We start from the raw sequence: 18,310 nt of genomic DNA on the forward strand, positions 1-18,310 counted from the left end.
GCGCACCCAGGCACGACGTCACCGATGAGAAAAATCCCCAACTTCGTGCTGTTGCGCGCTTTCGAGGCCGCCGCCCGCCTGCAGAGTTTCACGCTCGCCGCGCAGGAGCTGCACCTGACGCCCTCGGCGATCAGCCATCAGGTGCGCGAACTCGAAGCGCTCTTTGGCAAGCCCCTGTTCTGGCGCAGCCACCGCCAGGTCGAGCCCACGCCCGAAGGCCGCCGCCTGCTCGAGAGCCTGACACGCATCCTCAACGCGCTGGAAGCCTGCTGCGCCGAGGTCGAGCTCGCGCCGGCCGGCCAGGTGCTGTCGGTGTATTGCGCGCCCAGCCTGGCCGTCAAATGGCTGGGCCCGCGCCTGCCGGGCTTCATGACCAAGAACCCGGACATCACCATCCGCTTGTCCAGCGGGTCCGAACCCATGGACCTCACCCAGGCGCGCGAAGTCGACGTCGCCATCTCCTACGGCCTGGCCCTGCGGCCCTCGGGCGTGGACGTCACCGCACTGGGCAAAGAAGACATCATCCCCATGTGCGCGCCGGCCCTGAAAACGCGCCGGCATACCTGGCGGCAGATCATGGAGTCCGCCCCGCTCATCGACTCGGCGCTCAGCCAGGTGCGCTGGAACGACTGGTTCGTCCTCAACGGCCTGACCCTGCCCTCGCGGCCCCGCACCTCCTTTGACCGCGGCGCGCTATCCATCTCGGCCGCCGTCGACGGCATGGGCATCGCGCTGGAAACCACGCGCTTTGCCGAACGCGAACTCGCGCGCGGCGAACTCGTGCAGGCCGGCAAATCCGCCTTTGCCCGCATCACCCGCGAGAACCACTTCTTCTCGCAACGCAGCACCGAGCGCCGCGTCGACAAGATCAAACGCTTCAAGGACTGGCTGATGGAAGAGATCCGGGCGGCGGATCAGGCAGGCGGGGCAGACTCCCGACCGGCGTAGGCGCGTTGACGCTGCCGGCCCCAGCCAAACCGCCGATAGCGTCCCGTGCCCGAACGCGTAGCCCCTCGCCGAACCCGCCCAAAGCAAAAGGCCGCATCGAAATGCAGCCTTGGGGCGAAGTGGCATACGCACTACGCCAAGCAGCCCTTACATACGATAGCCATGCCGAAACGCCTCGAGTTCTTCCAACTGGCCGTTGGCCCGGGCATTCATCGGATAGATGACAATGGCCCTATCAGGCACAACGATGCCAACAAAACCACTGGAAACGCCTTCATATCGTTCGATGAGCTGGTCGAGGAAGCGTGCTCACTGATCCATCTCGTGACCAATCGCCAGAACCGCTGTACTACCAGAGTCGCCTGCCGTGATGCGCTTCCATTTCGCACCTCGCCCCTTGCAAGTCGATTCAATTGAGCCTTCTGATTTCATCGCCCGCAGCACTAGTCGAACCATGTCCCGGCTCACGCCCGGGCAGGCTTCTTCAATCTCGGAAATCGAAAACGGCAGAGTGCGCCCCAGAACTTCCGCGCGCACACGGTCGCCCTTGCTGCCACGGCCACGCTCAATCGTGCCGACACGCTCCTCGAACTCACGATAGGCCCGTAGCAAGGCACCCCAGAAGTAGTCGAGCCAAGGCTTGACGTTGTGCTGCCCCTGGTGCCAGCCCTGAGAGCTTGCTTCAAAAGCGTTTCGTGAGCCTTCCTTGGTGTCCTCGAAGATGCGTTCCAAGCTGATATAGCGACCCACGGCATAGTCGAAGTGGTAAAGCAGCGCCAAGGTCAGCAGGCGGGACATGCGGCCGTTGCCGTCGGAAAACGGGTGGATGCACAGGAAGTCGAGCATCGCCAGCGGCACCAGTACCAACGGGTCGGCCAAGTGCTGGTCCAGCGCGGTGGCGTAGCGCCCTGTCAGATCAGCCATGGCCATCGGCGTGAGATGCGTAGCAACTGGTTGGAAGCGCAACCGCGGCGTGCCATCGGGATGGCGTTCGATGATGTCGTTGTTGGTGGCTTTCCAGCGCCCGCCCGCCTGCGGCATATAGCGGTACAGCAGGGTGTGTAGTTGCAGCACCACTCCCTCGCTGAAGGACATGTGCGCGGCCGATTCGTGGATCAGCGCCAGGGCGTCACGGTAGCCCGCGATCTCCTGTTCGGAACGGCTCTTGGGCGTTGCGTTGCGGATGACCAGAGACTTCAACCGCGAGGGTGAGACGACAACGCCTTCCAGCCGGTTGGATGACTCGGTGGACTCCACCACGGCGATCTGGCGTAGCCCCTTGAGGGCTTCGGGCGACTGCACTGCGTAGAGCTGCTGCTTACCCTGGTACTCGCCAAGTGTGCGCAGCGTGGCGGCCTGGGTGCCATCGAAGCGAAGCGCGGCAAGGTACTCGGGCGTGAGCGAATGCATGAAAATGTAAACTCAGGCTATCTAAATGGGGTAATCTTAGCCTTTAAATGGGGTATTATCTAAGACAATACCCCATTACTTGTGTTTGACTACCCCATTTCCTGAAGAACGTTGGATCGTCCTTCAGCACGGCAATGGCCTGCGCCGACAACGGGCTGACATGCTGACATGGTCACGTCGCGCTTTCATCTTCGCCGCAGGCCGACGCCACAAGGCATCCTCAAAGTCGAACTCGTCCCACTCGGCATCCGCCGCCTCCCCTGGACGGCAGGCGGTCAGCGCAATCAGCCGCAGGCACAACGAGGTTTCCGGATAGCCCCGGTAGCCGCGCAACTCCTGATAGAACTTCTGGATTTGCTCTCGCGTCAACGCGGCCCTGCTCTCGCAGAACGGCACGCGCAGCCGCCCGCGAAGACTGGGAATAGGATTGGCCTCGACCAGACCCCGCACCACCGCGAACTCGAAGATCGCCGACAGATCGCCTTTGACGTGAATCGCCGCCCAGGCTCCGTGGGACTTGCATTCCTCCAGCAGCGGACGAATCTGTTTGACCCCGATGTCGCTCATCGGCATCCCGTCGAACTTGGGCGACAGGTACTTCCTGATGCGGGACTCTTTCCTGCGGTAGGAACTGAGCGCAAAGACTGGCTTGATCTCGGCCAGGTACGCCCGCGCCACCTTGGCGAACGAGCTTTCCTTTGCGCGCTTGCGTTCTTCCAGCGCTTCGAGGTTGCGCCGCTTGACCTGCTGCCGCTCATGCGCAGGATGAATGCCTTGCTTGACCAGGGCACGCGCCTTCTCTCGGGCCGCACGTGCCTCCGCAAGACTTACTTGAGGAAAGCCGCCAATGGCAAAGGGGTTCTCCTTGCCTTGCAGGCGGTACTTCCACCGCCAGAGCTTGCCGCCGGTGGGCTTGACCAGCAGGAACAAGCTCCCGCCGTCTGAAAGTTTCCAGTCTCGATCAGTCGATTTGGCCGACCTGACCTTGAGGTCGGTGAGTAGGTTTTCGGGCATCGTTGGACTCCACTGCGGGGAGATGTACCCCCACGGTTGAACACGAGCCCCCCCGACGCTACCCCCGAATTTTCTGGACCTCGATGAACAATAGGAACACTCAGCAGACCGTATTTTTTACGCAACCCATTGATTTCAAATGGGCCAACCTGTCCACCACGCGCTACTGAGCGCTACTGAGATCCAGCAAATTCGTCAGACGTTACCGAGGCACCCTTAAGTTACAAGAGTATGGACACGACTTAACCAACTGAATTAGAAGAACTTATTCCAACCGAGCGGTGTCCATACCTGGTGGTTGTTGGGCACACATCACAGCATAAAAAGACCCTACTGATTAAAACTCCTCGTCATTGGAATCCAGTGCAGTCGTCTCGCTCGATCCTTCAGGGAGGTCTCGGTAAGGATAAAACCCAATCCGACCATCCCCTCCCAGCCCGACAAACTCCTCCGTGGGGAGGGACTTCGCAACAATTGCGGGAACGTTAGTGTTCTCCATCACGATGATTTGGCCTTTACCTTGGAACGCGGCCAACCACGCGTAGAACTTCTCACCCACAGTCGCGGCAGGAACCTCTCCTTCACCGGCGAACTTGGGATCGCCGTACGCCCTCAGCGGAGAGTCGATCACAACGACACCCAGGTGGGGATGCCCTTCTTGAAGTGCGTGTTCCATAAGAGCAATAGTCAACGCAGAAAGGTAGAGCGCTCGCTTACCCGCACCGTAGCTGAGTCTGGGCCGATCATTTAGCACTAAATCACACGCTGCTGCATCCAGAGCAATATTCTTGATGTCACTGAATCCCCAAGCCTCCAGCATGGCCTTCGACTGATCGGCCACAGCTCTTCCATCTGTTCCTCCGTCCCGAGTCACAGTCACTTTCGGCCTGACCTTTAGCCCCTTCAACCGAGTGATCTCCGCCTCGAGCCGCGCAATTTCATCAAGAGCCCCAAGCTGCGCCGACAACTCGCCTCGGCGTTCCGCGAGGGTTTTGGGATCCGTCGAAAACTCGATACGAACACCGGTCAAAGCAGCCGCCTCCCGTTGCTCCAGCCGATCCAAATCAGTTCGCTTTAGGATCACTTGATCACCAAATCTCTGAAAGCGCTCCCTCTCAGTTTTCAGGGCAGAAACCAACCCTGCCCTCAGATTGGAGATTTTCCCGGCTTCAGCGGCGATGGCTTTGCGATAGCTATCAGGTTTTTCCAGCTGTACAGGTACGTGGTCCTGTGCGAGAGGCGGAGTGCCACATAGCGGACATGGGATCTCTGAGAGCTCCAGAAAAAATTCTACGCCCTCTCCAGCCGCGCCCAATCGCTCTAAGTCATTGTTGTACTTTTGCTCCAGGATCTCAAACCTGGAAATCATCGAGCCAGATTGGTCGCGACGAACGGTCCAACTCCTCACTTCCGATGCGGCCTGCGCGATTTCTTTCCTTACCGACCTGAGCTTTGACGCCCTGGCCTCATACTGAAGATTCAGCTCATTCAGATTCTTGTCGACGCTCGCCAGTGCTTTCTCGACGTCTTCGCGAAGGACGTCGGAGTCGATGTCTGCTTTGACCCGAATCAGTGATTCCTCAGCGGAAGTCAACTGACCTCTGATACGATCAACCTCAGAGTTAGACTTTTTTATCGTTATAGCAGCATCATCTTGTCCCGTGAGGAACAGATTGAACGATGCTACGCGCTGAGGTACTTGAGCATAGTTTGTCCCCGCGGTATGGCCCTCACCCATGATTGAGGTCTGCGACACTAACGTCCAATGACGTAGGTCGTCGCCAGTCACACGGCCTTTCTTGCTTGCCGAATGTAGGATCACACTGCCGCTAGCACCGGATAACTCAACCAGAAATTCCCCCAACTTTTGGTCGATGGGCTCAAGCGAATCATCGCCATCAGTATCTTGATTGCGACGAAATATGGTAGGCAAGCCGCCCTTGATGCCACGGGATATCTCGTAGTCCTGACCATCAGAGGAAAACCTCAAGTGGAGCTCGTCATAGCCTTGCGCAAGCGGGAACCACTTTGGTGGCTTGTCGCCACCCAACATGTACCACAAACACTCACGGATATAAGACTTACCTGTATCGCTCGGACCAAGTATCAGTTGCCGTTTAGAATCAAAATTAACCTCGGCATCCGGCAGATCTGGGCCTGTCGCCCAGAGCTTAAATAACACTATTCCCATAAATGCCCCTGACCGTAGGATTGTGTCTCGACCTCTGCTCCCCATAGATGGCCGCTAGCCGAGAACTCTTCCGTGAGTGTCAACGAATCCATATCTCCGAAGTGGCTTGCAACCCATGCGCATCTCACATCAAGTTTTCGCAGATATGGGGATCCAAGCCCGCCCGTTAAAGCCCGAGAATTTTCGCCGGCAAAGTATGTGATTCCCTCAGCCCCCCAACTAGCCGTAACGAGCGCACGGGTGCTCATTAGATGAAGCCCTTGTTCGATCAGCTCTCGCCGACTCATCAACTCCCCCCCTCTGTAAGGCACTGGCGTATGTAGACTCGTAGGTCCCTCTAGATCGGCGGAGTAGACCACGGCATAGTCCAGCAATACGAGCTTCTGCAAATCTGCTCCGCGGGGGAACAGGGCTTGAAGCAGGTATACCATTCGAAGCCCCAGCTCAAATGGTGTGTTGAAAACAGGGGGGGATTTCCTTTTCATTTGACCCACTTGATCTTTTTATCGTTAGCCAGATGGTGGCAAGAGCCCGGCAAGTCGTTCGGTCGCAGTGTTTTAGCAAGCACGCTATCGCTCAGCTTCAGCGTGTTCACCCCTTGCAACACGTCCTCGAGACGCTCAAGACCGGTCTTGGTTTTCAAGCTGTTTAGCCATGGCCGAATACCTGCCTGAACAAGCGTCAGAAATGCAACGAACTCATCTTCACCATAGATATCTCGGCTGAACTGCTTGAGCCCTTCGGCGCAGTAGAAGTACGAACGTTGATCACTAAAGTGCTCTGCGTACCTAGTAGACGCGAGAACATCCGCAAGGCTCACCGGCGTTCCATGATGCTCTTCGTACACACGCAAGAGCTCGGAAACGTAGATCATCTCCGAACCATCTGGGGTATGGGGAGTCAATGGATCATCACCCCTCTCTGCCTCAATGCCGAACAAAGAGTAATGGCGCTTCTTGTTTTCAGAGTGCCATTCGATTAGGTCTCGCACTAAGCACTCACGGATGCGCGAGAAGTCGAATGCATTGATCAGCCGCTTCAAGTCATCGGTGAGCAAGCCCGTCTTGTTCTTGAAGCCAGTATTACCCTTTTCCCACGCGTCGAGGAAGGTCTCCTTGAACGTAGCTGGGTCAGCAAACAAATTATGTAGATCATTCCCTGCATTCTTAGGTGCGCAGAGATAGTAGTGCCGAGGCGACTTGTACACGCCAGCCAATAGGTTGCGAAAAAATTTACCAAGCTCTGGAAAAAAAACAGAAGGTGTTATTCCACTCGCGTAATGCTTGGCTTGGTACAAATCCCATTGACCCGCCACTTGCTGTTCGACAAGCCGGGCCTCGATATCGCGGCCACCGTCACCAGCGCCACCCAGCTTTTTTACGAAGCTATAGATGTGTTCTCCACCTGGCCTACGCTGGCATGCCTCCTCGATAAATTCTTCCCATTGGTCCTCATTGAAGTGTTGAACCTGAACGGATGGAGGCACCGCTCCGTGCTTCACAGCGAGACGATTTATCTTCTTCGTAGCGGGCTTTTTCTTTGATGTTGTCATCACAGAAGCGGACGGCAGGTTTTGGGTAAGGTCGGAAGTCACGTGGAGGAACGGACGAAAACAATCACTGCTTTACAACCGATTGTAACCACCAAACATTGTCGAGCTGTCAAAGCAACGATCTTCTACAAGGAGCCACTAAAGCGGTTCCCGCTGTCTGAGCACCGTAAGCGCCCGGCAAACCCATATTGAACGCAGCCATTGTCCCCGATAGTGTCCACCACTTTTAGGTGGACACCGTGTCGAAGACAGAATTAGCGCCGATGCCTAAGCGCCGGTCTTATCCGAAGGCGCTGAAGGCCCAGATCGTAGCCCAGTGCAGTCAGCCATGAACCTCCATTGCCGGCGTGGCGCTGTCACACGGCGTGAACGCGAACCTGGTGCATAAGTGGATTCGCCAGGCCGAACGGCAGAACCCTGTAGCGCCGGCGTTCGTGCCGGTCGCGTTGCCCGCGGTGCCCTCGTCAGGCCGTCACATCGAGATCCGCTTGTCGCGCGGTCCCGCGCAAGCGACGGTGCAATGGCCCGTGAGTGAAGCGGGCGCATGCGTGGCGTGGCTACGTAAGTGGCTGCGGTGATCCGTGTCGATGCGATCTGGCTGGCGACCGAGCCGCTGGACATGCGCCCAGGCACTGAGACGGCGCTCTGGCCCGGGTGGTGGCGGTGTTCGGCGTTGCTCGCCCGCACCACGCCTATTGCTTCGCAAACCGGCGCGCCAACCGCATGAAGGTGCTGGTGCACGACGGGATCGGCGTGTGGCTGGCCGCGCGCCGGCTGAACCAAGGCAGGTTCGTGTGGGCCGATGCCCTGCGTGGCCCCCCCCTCGCGGTCGACGGCGAACAATGGCAGGCGCTGGCGCTGGGCTTGCCCTGGCAGCATGTGGGCGCGGCAGGAGCGATCTCGGTGTTGTAGCGCCTGACAATCCGGCAAGACGCCAATACCCCCGCGGCGAGCCCTGCGGCATACTGGCGGCCATGAGTACCGCATCCCAGGACACCCCTCGACGCGCAGCAACTGCGCGCGTTGGCCGAACGCCTGATGGGCGAGGTGGCCACGCGTGACGCCCAGATAGCGGCGCACGATGCGGTGATTGCCGAGCGGGATCGCGTACTGCACTTCAAACAGACGCACATCGACCAGCTCATGCCGGAGCTGGCGCTGTACAAGCGCTGGCGCTACGGCAAGCGCTGCGAGCAACTGAACCCCGCGCAGGCAAGCCTTCTGGAAGGAACGATGGATGCCGACAGGGCGGCCATCGAAGAGGAAGTCAACGCGCTGCGCGAGGCGATAAGCAAAACAGCCTTGTGAAAGTTTGTCCTTGATAAACGATTTTCCTGCGCTTTTTGAAACTCAGGGAGGAAGGTGCCCTGACTCGCGTGCTCAACGTGCTGAAGGCGAACTTCCTCCGCACCGCGGCGGACAGGTTGTCAATGCAGCATAGACTACGACGATATAAGAAGCTCGGTATCGGCCCATAACAAAACGCCAGAACACGAGCCGTCAAGCCATCAGTGCAAAGCGGTGGCAACGGATTCCGTGTATTTGGCCGTGTCTCTAGGCGCGGTCATGGGGGCTTCATGCATCGTCGGGCCTTTCGTTCGCGCTGGTGGCGATTTCGTTCTGGGCCTCTGGGTACCGGGCCCGCACTTGGCCGCGACGTCGTAATTAGCGAAAGCCGCCGTCACAGAACCAATCGCTGGCGATGGCTCCCCGATACATGGCTGCTACCCATGAATTCTTCTGATCTGCCTCGATGCTATCGAGCTCCTCCCTCAAGTGAGCGCGTACAGCATCAGCTCCACCAACGTCGTGCAGTTTCACCAATCGTCCTCGAATCTCGGCAAGTCGGCTACCTGCATTCGAACCAAACAGGCTGCCAAGCTTCAGTTCCTTTAGGTGGGACGCCACTCGTGCCTTTTCATCCAGTGTCCAATTAACAGGAGGAGATGCCCGGTAGCGGAATGCTGCTGGGGAACCAACGACAACCTCAGCGGCAAGCCAAATGTCATGATCGAAGTCGTCGAAATAGGGGTGTAGCAATTGTTCCCCAGCCCTCGTTGGGTAGTACTCCATCTTCTCGCCTTGGCACCACGTACATGCTGGCACCAGGTTATGCGGCGTAACCGAAAGCGCAGGGAAATGCGTCTTTGGAAGATAGTGGTCAAGGGTGTTCACAGTCCCGATGCCGCAAAACGGGCATCGCCCGTTCACCGGTATCGACATGATTTGGTCATAAACTGGCCGCCCTTTGGCTTTTTTGGGGACCATCCGCAACGTGTAAACCTTTACCAACTCTTCCGCAACGACCGTGCGCACCCTGGTGGTAAGGGGAGTCAAGTAGAGGGACTTAGCAGCTGCTGCCAAATCGTAGTCTTCCGACGCTTTCTCGATGTCGCTGCTGATGGCCTCAAGCCTTGCTCTCAGCTCCACGTTCTTGACCATTGCAACACAAGTATCGAATACGTCCCGCGCTACGTATGCATCGGCTTTATCATCTTTCGGAAGGGATAGATACCTCATGCTCTCAGTCTTCGTCATTCACATACATCGCTCGGAGGACAGCCTTGCCCTCGGCACCCAATTGGTGTCCCATAAGGTCCAATGCGTCCTCGTAGGACACCGCCTCGCGTCGGACATCATTTAGAATTTGGTGATACCCCGACTGCGATAGTTCGAGCTGGAAAACCTCCCTGCTGAGTATCCCAATGCTCTCGCCAAACGTCTCAATAGTCGGGCGCTCCGCCTTGGACGCGGTTAGTATGCGATTGATGATCCAAACGCAGGATCGCGGCACTTCCTGGAGGATGATCGGAGAGTGTGTGGCGACGACGGCAACGCCATTCCGCCTCACTAAGAGTTCGGAAATCGCGCGGGTCATGGCGGATAGCAGCGGAGGGTGAAGATGTCCTTCAGGTTCGTCAATGAGGACCAGAGTTCTTTCTTCAACCTTTTCGACAAGTCTCGTCAAGGTGAGAAGCACGATTTTGTGTCCAGAACTCAGTGCTTTAAATGTTTTGAGGACACCCTCCAGCTCTTCCTTATCGGATAGATCTGCCTCAATCACTTCAGCGAGTTGAGCGGCCTTAAATACCGGGTCGGACTGAAGCGTGCCGACTACTTCAGCCCACCTCCTGCGCCGAGCTCCGATACGGCACTCCTTCAGACTATTTACGAATTCCGTGGCGAGCATTTGCGGAGACTTGGGCTTAATCGATGCTGTAGGCGAGTCGCTAGCCCATCCCCGAAGCCCAATGTACGAGAAGCCGAGAGCATCGGAGGAGGAGTCTCGGTCCGGTAGCAGGTCAGCCTCATCAAAGGCGCTGAAGGAAACGGCAACTACGTTTGCGAACGTGCCGCTATTTTTTCCTTGCTCACTGAGTTCGAATTTCCCTGACTGCTTAGCAGACGCATCCTTCGCGACCAGCGCCTTGGTCATAAGGGAAAGCAGACGAGTCTTCCCAACACCATTCCTCCCTATAAGAATATGGACATTGGTAGGGATCCGTGAACTTGGGTCAACGCTAAATTCGAGCTCGAACGGCGGCGCTCCTTCGCCGAGGCGCTTTGGTGGAGAGTAAGAAAACTCGTAACGCGTAACACGGGCATCGCCCCGCGCCATTCTTCGGAACTGACCTTCCACCGTGCTGCGCGTGACGGAGCGGAGCAATGACTCTCCCATGACGTATTCGTCCTTAGCCCACTTCCACAAAGCGGCATCCCACGCGACGTCCTTTAAAGCGACGAGGACTTGCTCCCGAATTAGGTCTCCTAGAGCATCAAGGCTCGAGTAGTAATCTTCATCCTGACCCACCGAAAAGTAATTGCTGCCGAGCAGAGTGAAGTCCTTGTCAAGGGCTGGATAACGATGCCCAGAAGGTATGTCATCGCCACCAGAGTGAGGCTTCAATCCGCGCGAGCCTATTTTTACTTGCCCAATTCCGTGCTTTTTTCCATGCGTATCAACGATGGTTAGGTAGAACTGAGTGCGGTATTTTCCCCAATCATCCCAATAATCGGTCTCCAAGTAAGCCGACCATCCTTTGGCATCCGCAGGAATTTTTTCGCTCCGAGCCAGGACGTGAAACGGTAGGGATTTAGAGTTTTTTTGCATTTCTCAATATGATGAGGCAGTCGCGCTGTACATCCGCACCGAAAGATCTGACGGATATTCTAGGTTGCCACAAGCGAAGTGACAAACGAATACGTTTACTGAAAAGTCGTTGATATCCAATTCTAGAAGCGGCGTGACTCAAACCCCGGATTAGTTTGGACCAGAAATGAAATTCCCGACTCAATGCAATGCCTGTGGGGCACGGAAAGGACTTGCAGGGGAGCGGGCCTAAACGACGGCCTGAGGGATGACGTTTACCGCACGAAGAAGTTTGGTGCCGTCATGGACCCAAACACCTAGGCCATCAGGGAATGTTTCTGTTCCGATAATTACGAAAACTAGGGCGGTGAACTCTTCCCGGGCAGCCACCGCGTGTTTAGCTGCCAAGACTTGGTCTGTATAGGATGGCTGTGGTATGGGCTCGGGATGTGAGTGCCAAAAGCCCAAACAGTGAAGACCGCCCGCGAACATCATTGCTCTCTCTGCATCGACCGCAGCTATGTCGATTTTCACCCCAGTGAACCAAGAGCGTTTGGGCGTCAAAATTGTGGCTGTGTCAATCAAGATACGGTCACTGGCCAAATTTTTGGCATAGAGTTGTCCTGCCATCTCCCTCGATTTCTTGCTTTTCTGTGCATTCCCACGAAGAACTCCGAGAACGTCAGGTGGAAACACCAGTGACCAGATGGCGCCAGGCAGTGCGTAAATTAGTGCTTCTTCATTCATGACCGAGCACTGATTCAAGAGAGCGAGTGATTTGAGAGGACTCGAAGCTGGAGTCGCTTATGGGAATCAGAGAGCTGCGGACTATCGTCACGTTCAGTTTGTCAAAGTATGCAGATGACCGTACCCAACTCCAAACAGTTGAGTCATACACGTTACCGTCGAGACACGAAAGAATCCGTTCCGTAGCGAATCCGGCGGTTTGCCAAGCATCTGCTGCACCGTAAATGTGGAAACCTGAGGAGCATGCCGGCAGTTGCACGCGAACATCAGGAGGCCATGTTGCTGCATTTACCTTTTCCCACGGATCGTCAGGCGGCCACGGGGATTCCTTGGTGGCATACACAGTGTGTGCCGCTGCACCATGGGGTTCTATCCATACATGAACGATGCCGGCGTCGCCGAATGCGCTACTCCTGAACTGAGAAATCATCGTGCGCACTGCGCCATCTCCCGTGCAGTCTATGACAAGATCGTATTCCCCTGGTGAGCAGACTTGAGATATCCAATCTGTAGCTAAGACTCGTAAGGCCTTGGTCTGAATGCCAGGAGTCTGTCGTCGTATCCTGCTGGCTAAAGCGGTTGCCTTCGATTGCCCCACGTGCTCCGCCCCAAGGAGATGGCGGGCACAATTTTCGATACTGAAGTTTTCCTTGTCGGCCAGGTGGAGTTCTCCAATACCGGCCCGGGCTAAGAGGTCGGCAATCGGCGCACCGATCGAGCCGCAGCCAATTAGCAAGACACGTTTCTGACGGCGAAGCTCTAAAACCTCGGTTTGATGGTCTCTGGCCAGAGCCCAATCGGCATCTACGCGGTCAATCTCGACAGGCACCACCCCAGGACCAGTTAGCTGCGGTATCAAATTGGGTGTGATCAAATAGCCGAAACATGTTCGATCTTGCACCAGGATGATCAGTTTTGGATGGTAGTCTTCGGCCGATTTCTCTTGCGCATTTTGTGTAATTTTTTGCCTGAGCCAAGCGATGACCGAATGGCTGTCATTTGTCATCCCAAGCACCAGCTGCTCGAGTTCATCTAGAGACTTCGGCCAATCTGTCGGGGTCCAGGACAAGTCTTTAGGGACGGGAACCCACAGCGCCTCTCCCCTAACAAGGGTTCCTTTCGGCCACCCATGTTGAACTGCTAGCGTATGGGGATCAACCGTTCCAACGGAGGCCAGTAGCATGGTGCTGCGGAGCTCCATGTCGCGGCGTGAAGTTGCGCGACCTGGCCCTCGAGCATGATAGCTGGCGATCTTTCCTTCCGTGACCTGGGAGATGTTTTGTAAGGCAGCGAGCACACTACGGGGTGTTGGTGCACCATACTTCTTGTAAGAGAGGTAGCAAAAGCGGTTCCAATAGGCGAGGCGCTCACGTTGGAATTCGGCTCTGACCCATGCTGGGTTAACAATGTCTCCTAAATACTTGGATAGCTTCTTCAGCACCTCAACAACAACAGCACGAGGATCGTTATAGTCATCAGGGGACGGCTCTACGCCATGGCAAAATTTGCCATCCTCCTCAATGTGCGGGAATTGAAGACATAGCCCCTCAGGGAAATGGAGCTGGGGCGTAGACGCAGGAAAATCATGTGCTATCGAGAGCTGGACTCGAACCTTACCCAATAAGGGGTGGTCAAGGTCTAGGTCCCAACAGGCCACCCTCCGTCGGGCGTTGTTCCGGCTCGAACGACTTACATACGTATTGCCCTCGACATCCAACCACTGCTCGACCGCTTGGGCCGCATGTTGGAAGGGGGAAAGAATATCGCTGGTGTCAGGCAAAAGTGTCACTCGCGCTCGACTTTCTGGGCCCAGAAGGGACTGATACACCGCTCAACAAGCCTGCAAGCGGACCAGCTCCTTGGCTGGCCTTCCATGCTTGAACTCCCTGCTGTCCAAAGATGGCCTGGACGCGATTCTCGGACCGTTTGGAATATTCCTCCGAGAACAGCGCTTCCAAGTCGTTTTCTAAACGTGTGTGCCATGTTTCAAATTCGCGGGCGCGCAAGCCGCCATCGCTATTCCACTTGTCTGCGAAATTTTCGCGGACAGTGCCCGGCAATGCGGGATTGTTGATGCTGTATGCGTGTCCATTGCGATCTATGAAGTCCGGCATCCGTGCTACGACTTCAAGCGCTACCTCGATGGCACTGGTGAATCCATGCAGATCGTTCTCTATCAATTCCTTGTATGCCTTTGCCGCTAGCGTTACAAGAATCACGGAAATGGGTTTGGCTGCCTGACGATAGTCGGCCTGTTGCTTGTAATAGCTGTCACGGTGAAGCTTCATTAGTTGAACTAAGCGCCGGAGAATGTCATCTAGCCCAATCCGCTCTTGCGGTATGGGATCGACCGTAGTTCGGGCGTCGACAGCGAAGGCTTTACGTATCGTCTGGAAAGGAAACCGGCGGTTTGCGATAGCGCAAAACCAGTCCGCAAACTCTTCAGGGTTCGAAGGGCTCCAGACGAGTTCAGGGTCGCGGACCTTGAGGATGGTCCCTTCAATCCATGCCTGCATCGGGATTGCTGGGGTTACATCAAAGTAAAACGGTTCTCCGGGATACTGGAGGCGCCAGCAACGGCTCTTGGCTTTCGGATCGCCGGCATCCCTGATTCCTCGAAGTGCGGCACCGAAATCTTGGAAGAACGGCTCGGAATAAACCAAATTCGAGAACTTCGGGCCGGTCAACTTGACTACAACATCAAGATCAAATTTCTCGCGTCCATCACCTGCGATCGTAGTCTGCGTGCGCATAGATCCCTGAACCACCACGTGCACATCACTAGTCTCAATGTCAAACGCTCTGGCTATGTGGTTAGAGAACTCCTTATATCGCCGGGTAGCTGCATCCCTCTTGTCTTCAGAGAGTTCGAGCTTCTTCAGCATGCGGACGATGAACTCTTCCCATTGCTGGCTTTCGTTACGAAGTGCGATCGCCTTCGCAATTACCCGCGACCGCTTTTGAGGAATTGCCGGATAGCTAGACATTGGAGGCACCAAGGTTATGTTGAGTAATTGGCTGTGAAGTTTGTTCGAATCGTGCAGGCTTGTTCCCGTCTATTTCTATGTTCCAAGGATAGGGAGGAGTCTGATCCCTCTCCCGTTGATAGCATTTCAGCGTAGGCATATTTCTGGGGTCGTAGGCTTGGCCAAACCGGACACAAAGGGTCGCCGGAGCAGCAAGGATCAGGTGAACTCTGCCGACGGATCTGTTCGCCAACTCAGCCATGACATCGGTGAACTGACGCGTCAAGGCTTCTTGCATCGTTCCAGATAGAAGAGTGTTCGGTTTCGGGTCGTGAAGACGTAGCTGCACCACAGGCATGTCAGGAAAAGTCTGCGCGATTCCAGCAAAGTCGGCTAGGTAGCTTGCGGAGACAGCAACGACGATATCCGGGCATTGGAACTCCACTTCGGTCAGGCCTGAAATGGAGAACCTCTCTCCGCTATCTTGTTCATCGAGTTCTTTCCAGTTGCCTGTAGTTCGTTCCCATTCCATCAACTGGACGCGTCCTTCATCGTCCAAAAGCACTCCCGCGTAGAAGAGCAGTGAAACTTGCATCACTCCTCCCGCCACTACGGTGAGGTGTTCACGCGAAGTGCCAGCAGTCATCAGGCGAATCTGTCGCCGCAATTGAACAAGTTCGTTCAATGCGTCGAGGATGTTGGGAGTAGGCCCCATTACCAATCGCCGCACGTCAACCAAACAGGATTCGCGGCGGCCGACAATCTTTGCCGGTATCGCCTTGACCAAAGGTGAGTCCGCGGTGTCGACCAAGCCTCTTAATTCAACAGCCAACACACGACTAACTCGTAATTCGTCGAGCTCAAACTCGGACCGCCGCCGAGCCATGAACAGGCTGACTAGGGTGGCCACTGAGGCTATAGAGAAAAGTCCCCAGAAAGCGACTGCCCCGGGGCCGTCCCCCCAAGATAAAGTGAACTCCTGGCTGGAATCCATATTCTTATAGGCGATAGAGACCCCACCGCCGACCGCTAATGCCCCTAGGAGCGAAATGCTGGCGCGAAAAATCTGGACGGAGATATGACGCGGCCGAACATAAAAATCGACCAGCTTCTCAATAAGACTTTTTGAGTTCATTACGATCCTTTGTAAGCCTTACGCTCCAGAGCAGACACTACATTTAGTGGTTTACATCTTAAGAATATCAATATGATGTGGTTGACGCCAGTTCTATTCAACCAAAATCCCGAGCTTAGTCACAAATAGTTTCGATCATTTCATAAAATTGACTAGATATGAGATTTTTTGATATTTTTCTCTGCTGACCTATTGAAGTAATCGGAACTGTTGCTGATAACGTAGGGGTAAATGTTGAGGGTCAATTGCCGCTAGTAGCGACCAACTCTCCTCAAGGGAAATCAACATGAACAGTACAAGTTGGCCGACCACCTACATACAGGGTCGTCGCTAAATTTCGGTGCGCGGATATAATTCTGGTATCTCTGAATACGACGATAGGCCCAGCCGAGGTGACGTTACGGTTGAGGCAATAGAGCAGAACCGGAGTCACTCGGCTATGTCGTCTGGTTGAACGGGGTGCTTCCGCTTGGAAGCGCAATTTGTAGAATGCAGATTGCGGGCGCCGCCGATCCGACTATCAAGAATCAAGGCCCGCACACGTGTGCGGGCCTTTTTTAATTGTTCGGAAAACGCCTCGACGGAAGCAATGCCGCAATCGGGAGGGTGGAACGGCGTTTAAAGCGCAGTTCATTGAGTAGGCACGACCCACGGACCGATAGTCAAGTCTGCCAATGTCAACGCTGATAGCCGGTTCAATACCAATAATTCTGCTTCTCTGAGGGCGTTTCCCACAACGAGATTGGCCAATTGTTCCGCTTGGCAAGGACATTCATCGTTGCGATAGCTGACGGCAAACAAGGGCGGCGAGCCAAGTGCCTCGTACACTTCGAGAAGTGTTAGCTGAGTAGGATCTGCACACCGTACCTAGTGAACTTAGAAGCTGAGGCAGCCAGTCAACATGTCGTGATCGCGGATCCGAATCGTTCCTCTATTGCCTTCAGAGTGGCGGTTAGCTCAATGTCTGACGCGTCATATGGGTGCGAGAATGACTCGACGCGGATCCATTGAGCAGTTTGTCCGGGATGAACGTAGCCTTCGAAATCGTCCACAAGAAGACACTGAAGAACTTTCGCATCGCTGATCATCTCCAGGTTTTTTGTCGTACCGGTCCAAGTGACATACTCCAGTTGGGCAAACCAAGCTGGGGCAACATCTTCCGCTACTAAAAGGCTTGCGATAGCGCGAAAACGCGACTCACTAACTGTTGTAAACATCACAATCCGCGGAAAGAGCGTTCGGCACCGCTCAAGGAACGGTAAGAGCCCTGGACGTGGAATTTGACTGGCTGCGTTGGAAATTAGCGTGCCCTCGAGATCAAGTGCGAGGATTGAGGGGCTAGATATCACAAGTTTTCCATCTCAGTGTGGGGCGGGGGGCTTGCTGATGTGCTATTGCCAGAAGCGAGGTGCGCGGTGAGCGTGTCGTTCTTAGCTATGAGGAATACGATGCGATCACCGGGCCGCCAGGCGGCACGATTGCGGAGGTCTTTGGGGATCGTCACACGCCCTCTGGAATCGAGCTTATATGTTTGCCTTTTCTGGGACGGCATCGTTACTTCCCGTCGCTCCACTTTTTGTTGCGAATGCTGAGGAGCTCGGCGTGCATTCGGCCCGAATGTGCGAGCAGGTTCAGCACCGAATTCCAGTAGGCTGCGGCCAAATCACCCTCCTGCTTGGCCAGGTCGCTGAGCACGCGGTTGGCTAAGGTGAGATCAACTGGTTCACATGGGAAAGGTCTGTCGGTCAGCGGTTCTGTGCACTTGATCATCTCTTACCTCTTGGTTGCGACGCGTGATGAAACAGCCAAGCTCGGATTGCAGCCTCTCCCCTTGTCCTGCCGAGCGACGTGACTTCGCCAATGGCGCACTCGTACCCTTGTTCAAGCTCGATGAATCTCGCTTCGTGTTCCTCCGCTAGGTCTTTGCCCATTCGCTCGATGACTGTGTAGGCATCCAAAACCCTGACGCTCCGAGGCTGTTCAGCAATTAGGTACGTGTTGGAACCGTCGATGTAGGCCAGTCCTGTCCGGCCTAGCCGGAGCGCGAATACTCCATCGACTGTGAGCATTTCATGGATGAGTCCAGCGCCAGACAGCACCGCGGGATTGGCGGCCTGCTTGCTCCAAGTCAGGCCAGACTCCTCCAATGTTGGTGGCGTTGCGTCTGCTGCCCACATGACTCCGCTGAGAGCCCGGCTTATGCTTTGCCTAGCCACGTCTAGTTCCGTCCAAGGTGGTTTTTAGATATACCAACAAG

17 protein-coding genes are annotated in these 18,310 nt (G+C 55.6%); 3 read left to right on the forward strand and 14 right to left on the reverse strand.

What is annotated here, in order from left to right; all coding sequences use genetic code 11:
- Positions 1-24: 24 nt before the first annotated feature.
- Complete coding sequence (locus CAL22_RS17910; RefSeq protein ID WP_094815588.1) at positions 25-948, forward strand: LysR substrate-binding domain-containing protein; 924 nt, start codon at positions 25-27, stop codon at positions 946-948.
- A 309-nt stretch (positions 949-1,257) separates the two neighbouring features.
- Here CAL22_RS17910 and CAL22_RS17915 read toward each other — a convergent pair whose 3' ends face one another.
- The 5 genes from CAL22_RS17915 to CAL22_RS17935 all read right to left on the reverse strand — a co-directional run bounded on the left by CAL22_RS17915 (position 1,258) and on the right by CAL22_RS17935 (position 7,157).
- The gene (locus tag CAL22_RS17915) at positions 1,258-2,358 is read right to left on the reverse strand and encodes a Fic family protein (protein WP_094815589.1); all 1,101 of its coding nucleotides are present in this window, start codon (positions 2,356-2,358) and stop codon (positions 1,258-1,260) included.
- 123 nt (positions 2,359-2,481) lie between these two features.
- Complete coding sequence (locus CAL22_RS17920; RefSeq protein ID WP_244193935.1) at positions 2,482-3,372, reverse strand: tyrosine-type recombinase/integrase; 891 nt, start codon at positions 3,370-3,372, stop codon at positions 2,482-2,484.
- 337 nt (positions 3,373-3,709) lie between these two features.
- Positions 3,710-5,563 carry a hypothetical protein gene (locus CAL22_RS17925; RefSeq protein WP_094815590.1) on the reverse strand — a complete coding sequence of 618 codons (1,854 nt, stop codon included), beginning with the start codon at positions 5,561-5,563 and terminating at the stop codon, positions 3,710-3,712.
- Positions 5,554-6,048 carry an ABC-three component system middle component 2 gene (locus CAL22_RS21470; RefSeq protein WP_094815591.1) on the reverse strand — a complete coding sequence of 165 codons (495 nt, stop codon included), beginning with the start codon at positions 6,046-6,048 and terminating at the stop codon, positions 5,554-5,556. Before CAL22_RS21470 ends, CAL22_RS17925 begins: the two co-directional genes overlap by 10 nt.
- Positions 6,045-7,157: an ABC-three component system protein gene (locus tag CAL22_RS17935; RefSeq protein ID WP_244193936.1), complete on the reverse strand. Its 1,113-nt coding sequence runs from the start codon at positions 7,155-7,157 to the stop codon at positions 6,045-6,047. Before CAL22_RS17935 ends, CAL22_RS21470 begins: the two co-directional genes overlap by 4 nt.
- Before the next feature lie 621 nt (positions 7,158-7,778).
- On the opposite strand from CAL22_RS17935, the gene tnpB reads away from it, so the two are divergent.
- Together tnpB and CAL22_RS17945 are read left to right on the forward strand one after the other, a co-directional pair.
- Positions 7,779-8,027 carry an IS66 family insertion sequence element accessory protein TnpB gene (tnpB, locus tag CAL22_RS17940; RefSeq protein WP_167383679.1) on the forward strand — a complete coding sequence of 83 codons (249 nt, stop codon included), beginning with the start codon at positions 7,779-7,781 and terminating at the stop codon, positions 8,025-8,027.
- 111 nt (positions 8,028-8,138) lie between these two features.
- Positions 8,139-8,423 carry a transposase gene (locus tag CAL22_RS17945; RefSeq protein ID WP_244193938.1) on the forward strand — a complete coding sequence of 95 codons (285 nt, stop codon included), beginning with the start codon at positions 8,139-8,141 and terminating at the stop codon, positions 8,421-8,423.
- Positions 8,424-8,780: 357 nt separating this feature from the next.
- Here the strand turns inward: CAL22_RS17945 and CAL22_RS17950 are convergent, their stop codons facing one another.
- The 9 genes from CAL22_RS17950 to CAL22_RS21045 all read right to left on the reverse strand — a co-directional run bounded on the left by CAL22_RS17950 (position 8,781) and on the right by CAL22_RS21045 (position 17,823).
- Positions 8,781-9,635 carry an HNH endonuclease gene (locus tag CAL22_RS17950; protein WP_143276988.1) on the reverse strand — a complete coding sequence of 285 codons (855 nt, stop codon included), beginning with the start codon at positions 9,633-9,635 and terminating at the stop codon, positions 8,781-8,783.
- A 4-nt stretch (positions 9,636-9,639) separates the two neighbouring features.
- On the reverse strand, positions 9,640-11,226 hold the full coding sequence (locus CAL22_RS17955) for an AAA family ATPase (RefSeq protein WP_094815594.1): 1,587 nt from the start codon (positions 11,224-11,226) through the stop codon (positions 9,640-9,642).
- A 228-nt stretch (positions 11,227-11,454) separates the two neighbouring features.
- Entirely contained in the window at positions 11,455-11,952 is a 498-nt protein-coding gene (locus CAL22_RS17960) for a Mov34/MPN/PAD-1 family protein (protein ID WP_094815595.1), read from the reverse strand.
- On the reverse strand, positions 11,945-13,741 hold the full coding sequence (locus CAL22_RS17965) for a HesA/MoeB/ThiF family protein (protein WP_143276989.1): 1,797 nt from the start codon (positions 13,739-13,741) through the stop codon (positions 11,945-11,947). Before CAL22_RS17965 ends, CAL22_RS17960 begins: the two co-directional genes overlap by 8 nt.
- A complete protein-coding gene (locus tag CAL22_RS17970) occupies positions 13,725-14,939 on the reverse strand; it encodes a nucleotidyltransferase domain-containing protein (RefSeq protein WP_167383680.1) in 1,215 nt (404 codons plus the stop codon). The genes CAL22_RS17965 and CAL22_RS17970 overlap by 17 nt, the downstream gene beginning before the upstream one ends.
- Positions 14,932-16,053, reverse strand: coding sequence for an SAVED domain-containing protein (locus CAL22_RS17975; protein WP_094815597.1), 1,122 nt, complete (start codon positions 16,051-16,053; stop codon positions 14,932-14,934). The genes CAL22_RS17970 and CAL22_RS17975 overlap by 8 nt, the downstream gene beginning before the upstream one ends.
- An 896-nt stretch (positions 16,054-16,949) precedes the next feature.
- Positions 16,950-17,402, reverse strand: coding sequence for an NIF family HAD-type phosphatase (locus CAL22_RS21490; RefSeq protein ID WP_094815598.1), 453 nt, complete (start codon positions 17,400-17,402; stop codon positions 16,950-16,952).
- Positions 17,399-17,605 carry an AbrB/MazE/SpoVT family DNA-binding domain-containing protein gene (locus CAL22_RS21495; protein WP_143276990.1) on the reverse strand — a complete coding sequence of 69 codons (207 nt, stop codon included), beginning with the start codon at positions 17,603-17,605 and terminating at the stop codon, positions 17,399-17,401. The genes CAL22_RS21490 and CAL22_RS21495 overlap by 4 nt, the downstream gene beginning before the upstream one ends.
- Positions 17,606-17,607: 2 nt before the next feature.
- Positions 17,608-17,823, reverse strand: coding sequence for a hypothetical protein (locus CAL22_RS21045; protein ID WP_143276991.1), 216 nt, complete (start codon positions 17,821-17,823; stop codon positions 17,608-17,610).
- Between the last annotated feature and the right edge of the window lie 487 nt (positions 17,824-18,310).

It is taken from the genome of Bordetella genomosp. 12 (assembly GCF_002261355.1).
GTDB lineage: Bacteria > Pseudomonadota > Gammaproteobacteria > Burkholderiales > Burkholderiaceae_B > Bordetella.

Excerpts from the sequence above, each read along its gene's own strand:
- CAL22_RS17975 (WP_094815597.1), bottom strand. The coding sequence starts at position 16,053 with ATGAACTCAAAAAGTCTTATTGAGAAGCTGGTCGATTTTTATGTTCGG.
- CAL22_RS17920 (WP_244193935.1), bottom strand. The coding sequence starts at position 3,372 with ATGCCCGAAAACCTACTCACCGACCTCAAGGTCAGGTCGGCCAAATCG.
- CAL22_RS21470 (WP_094815591.1), bottom strand. The coding sequence starts at position 6,048 with ATGAAAAGGAAATCCCCCCCTGTTTTCAACACACCATTTGAGCTGGGG.
- CAL22_RS17925 (WP_094815590.1), bottom strand. The coding sequence starts at position 5,563 with ATGGGAATAGTGTTATTTAAGCTCTGGGCGACAGGCCCAGATCTGCCG.
- CAL22_RS21045 (WP_143276991.1), bottom strand. The coding sequence starts at position 17,823 with ATGATCAAGTGCACAGAACCGCTGACCGACAGACCTTTCCCATGTGAA.
- CAL22_RS21495 (WP_143276990.1), bottom strand. The coding sequence starts at position 17,605 with ATGCCGTCCCAGAAAAGGCAAACATATAAGCTCGATTCCAGAGGGCGT.
- CAL22_RS17970 (WP_167383680.1), bottom strand. The coding sequence starts at position 14,939 with ATGTCTAGCTATCCGGCAATTCCTCAAAAGCGGTCGCGGGTAATTGCG.
- CAL22_RS17960 (WP_094815595.1), bottom strand. The coding sequence starts at position 11,952 with ATGAATGAAGAAGCACTAATTTACGCACTGCCTGGCGCCATCTGGTCA.
- CAL22_RS17955 (WP_094815594.1), bottom strand. The coding sequence starts at position 11,226 with ATGCAAAAAAACTCTAAATCCCTACCGTTTCACGTCCTGGCTCGGAGC.
- CAL22_RS17915 (WP_094815589.1), bottom strand. The coding sequence starts at position 2,358 with ATGCATTCGCTCACGCCCGAGTACCTTGCCGCGCTTCGCTTCGATGGC.
- CAL22_RS17910 (WP_094815588.1), top strand. The coding sequence starts at position 25 with ATGAGAAAAATCCCCAACTTCGTGCTGTTGCGCGCTTTCGAGGCCGCC.
- CAL22_RS17950 (WP_143276988.1), bottom strand. The coding sequence starts at position 9,635 with ATGAGGTATCTATCCCTTCCGAAAGATGATAAAGCCGATGCATACGTA.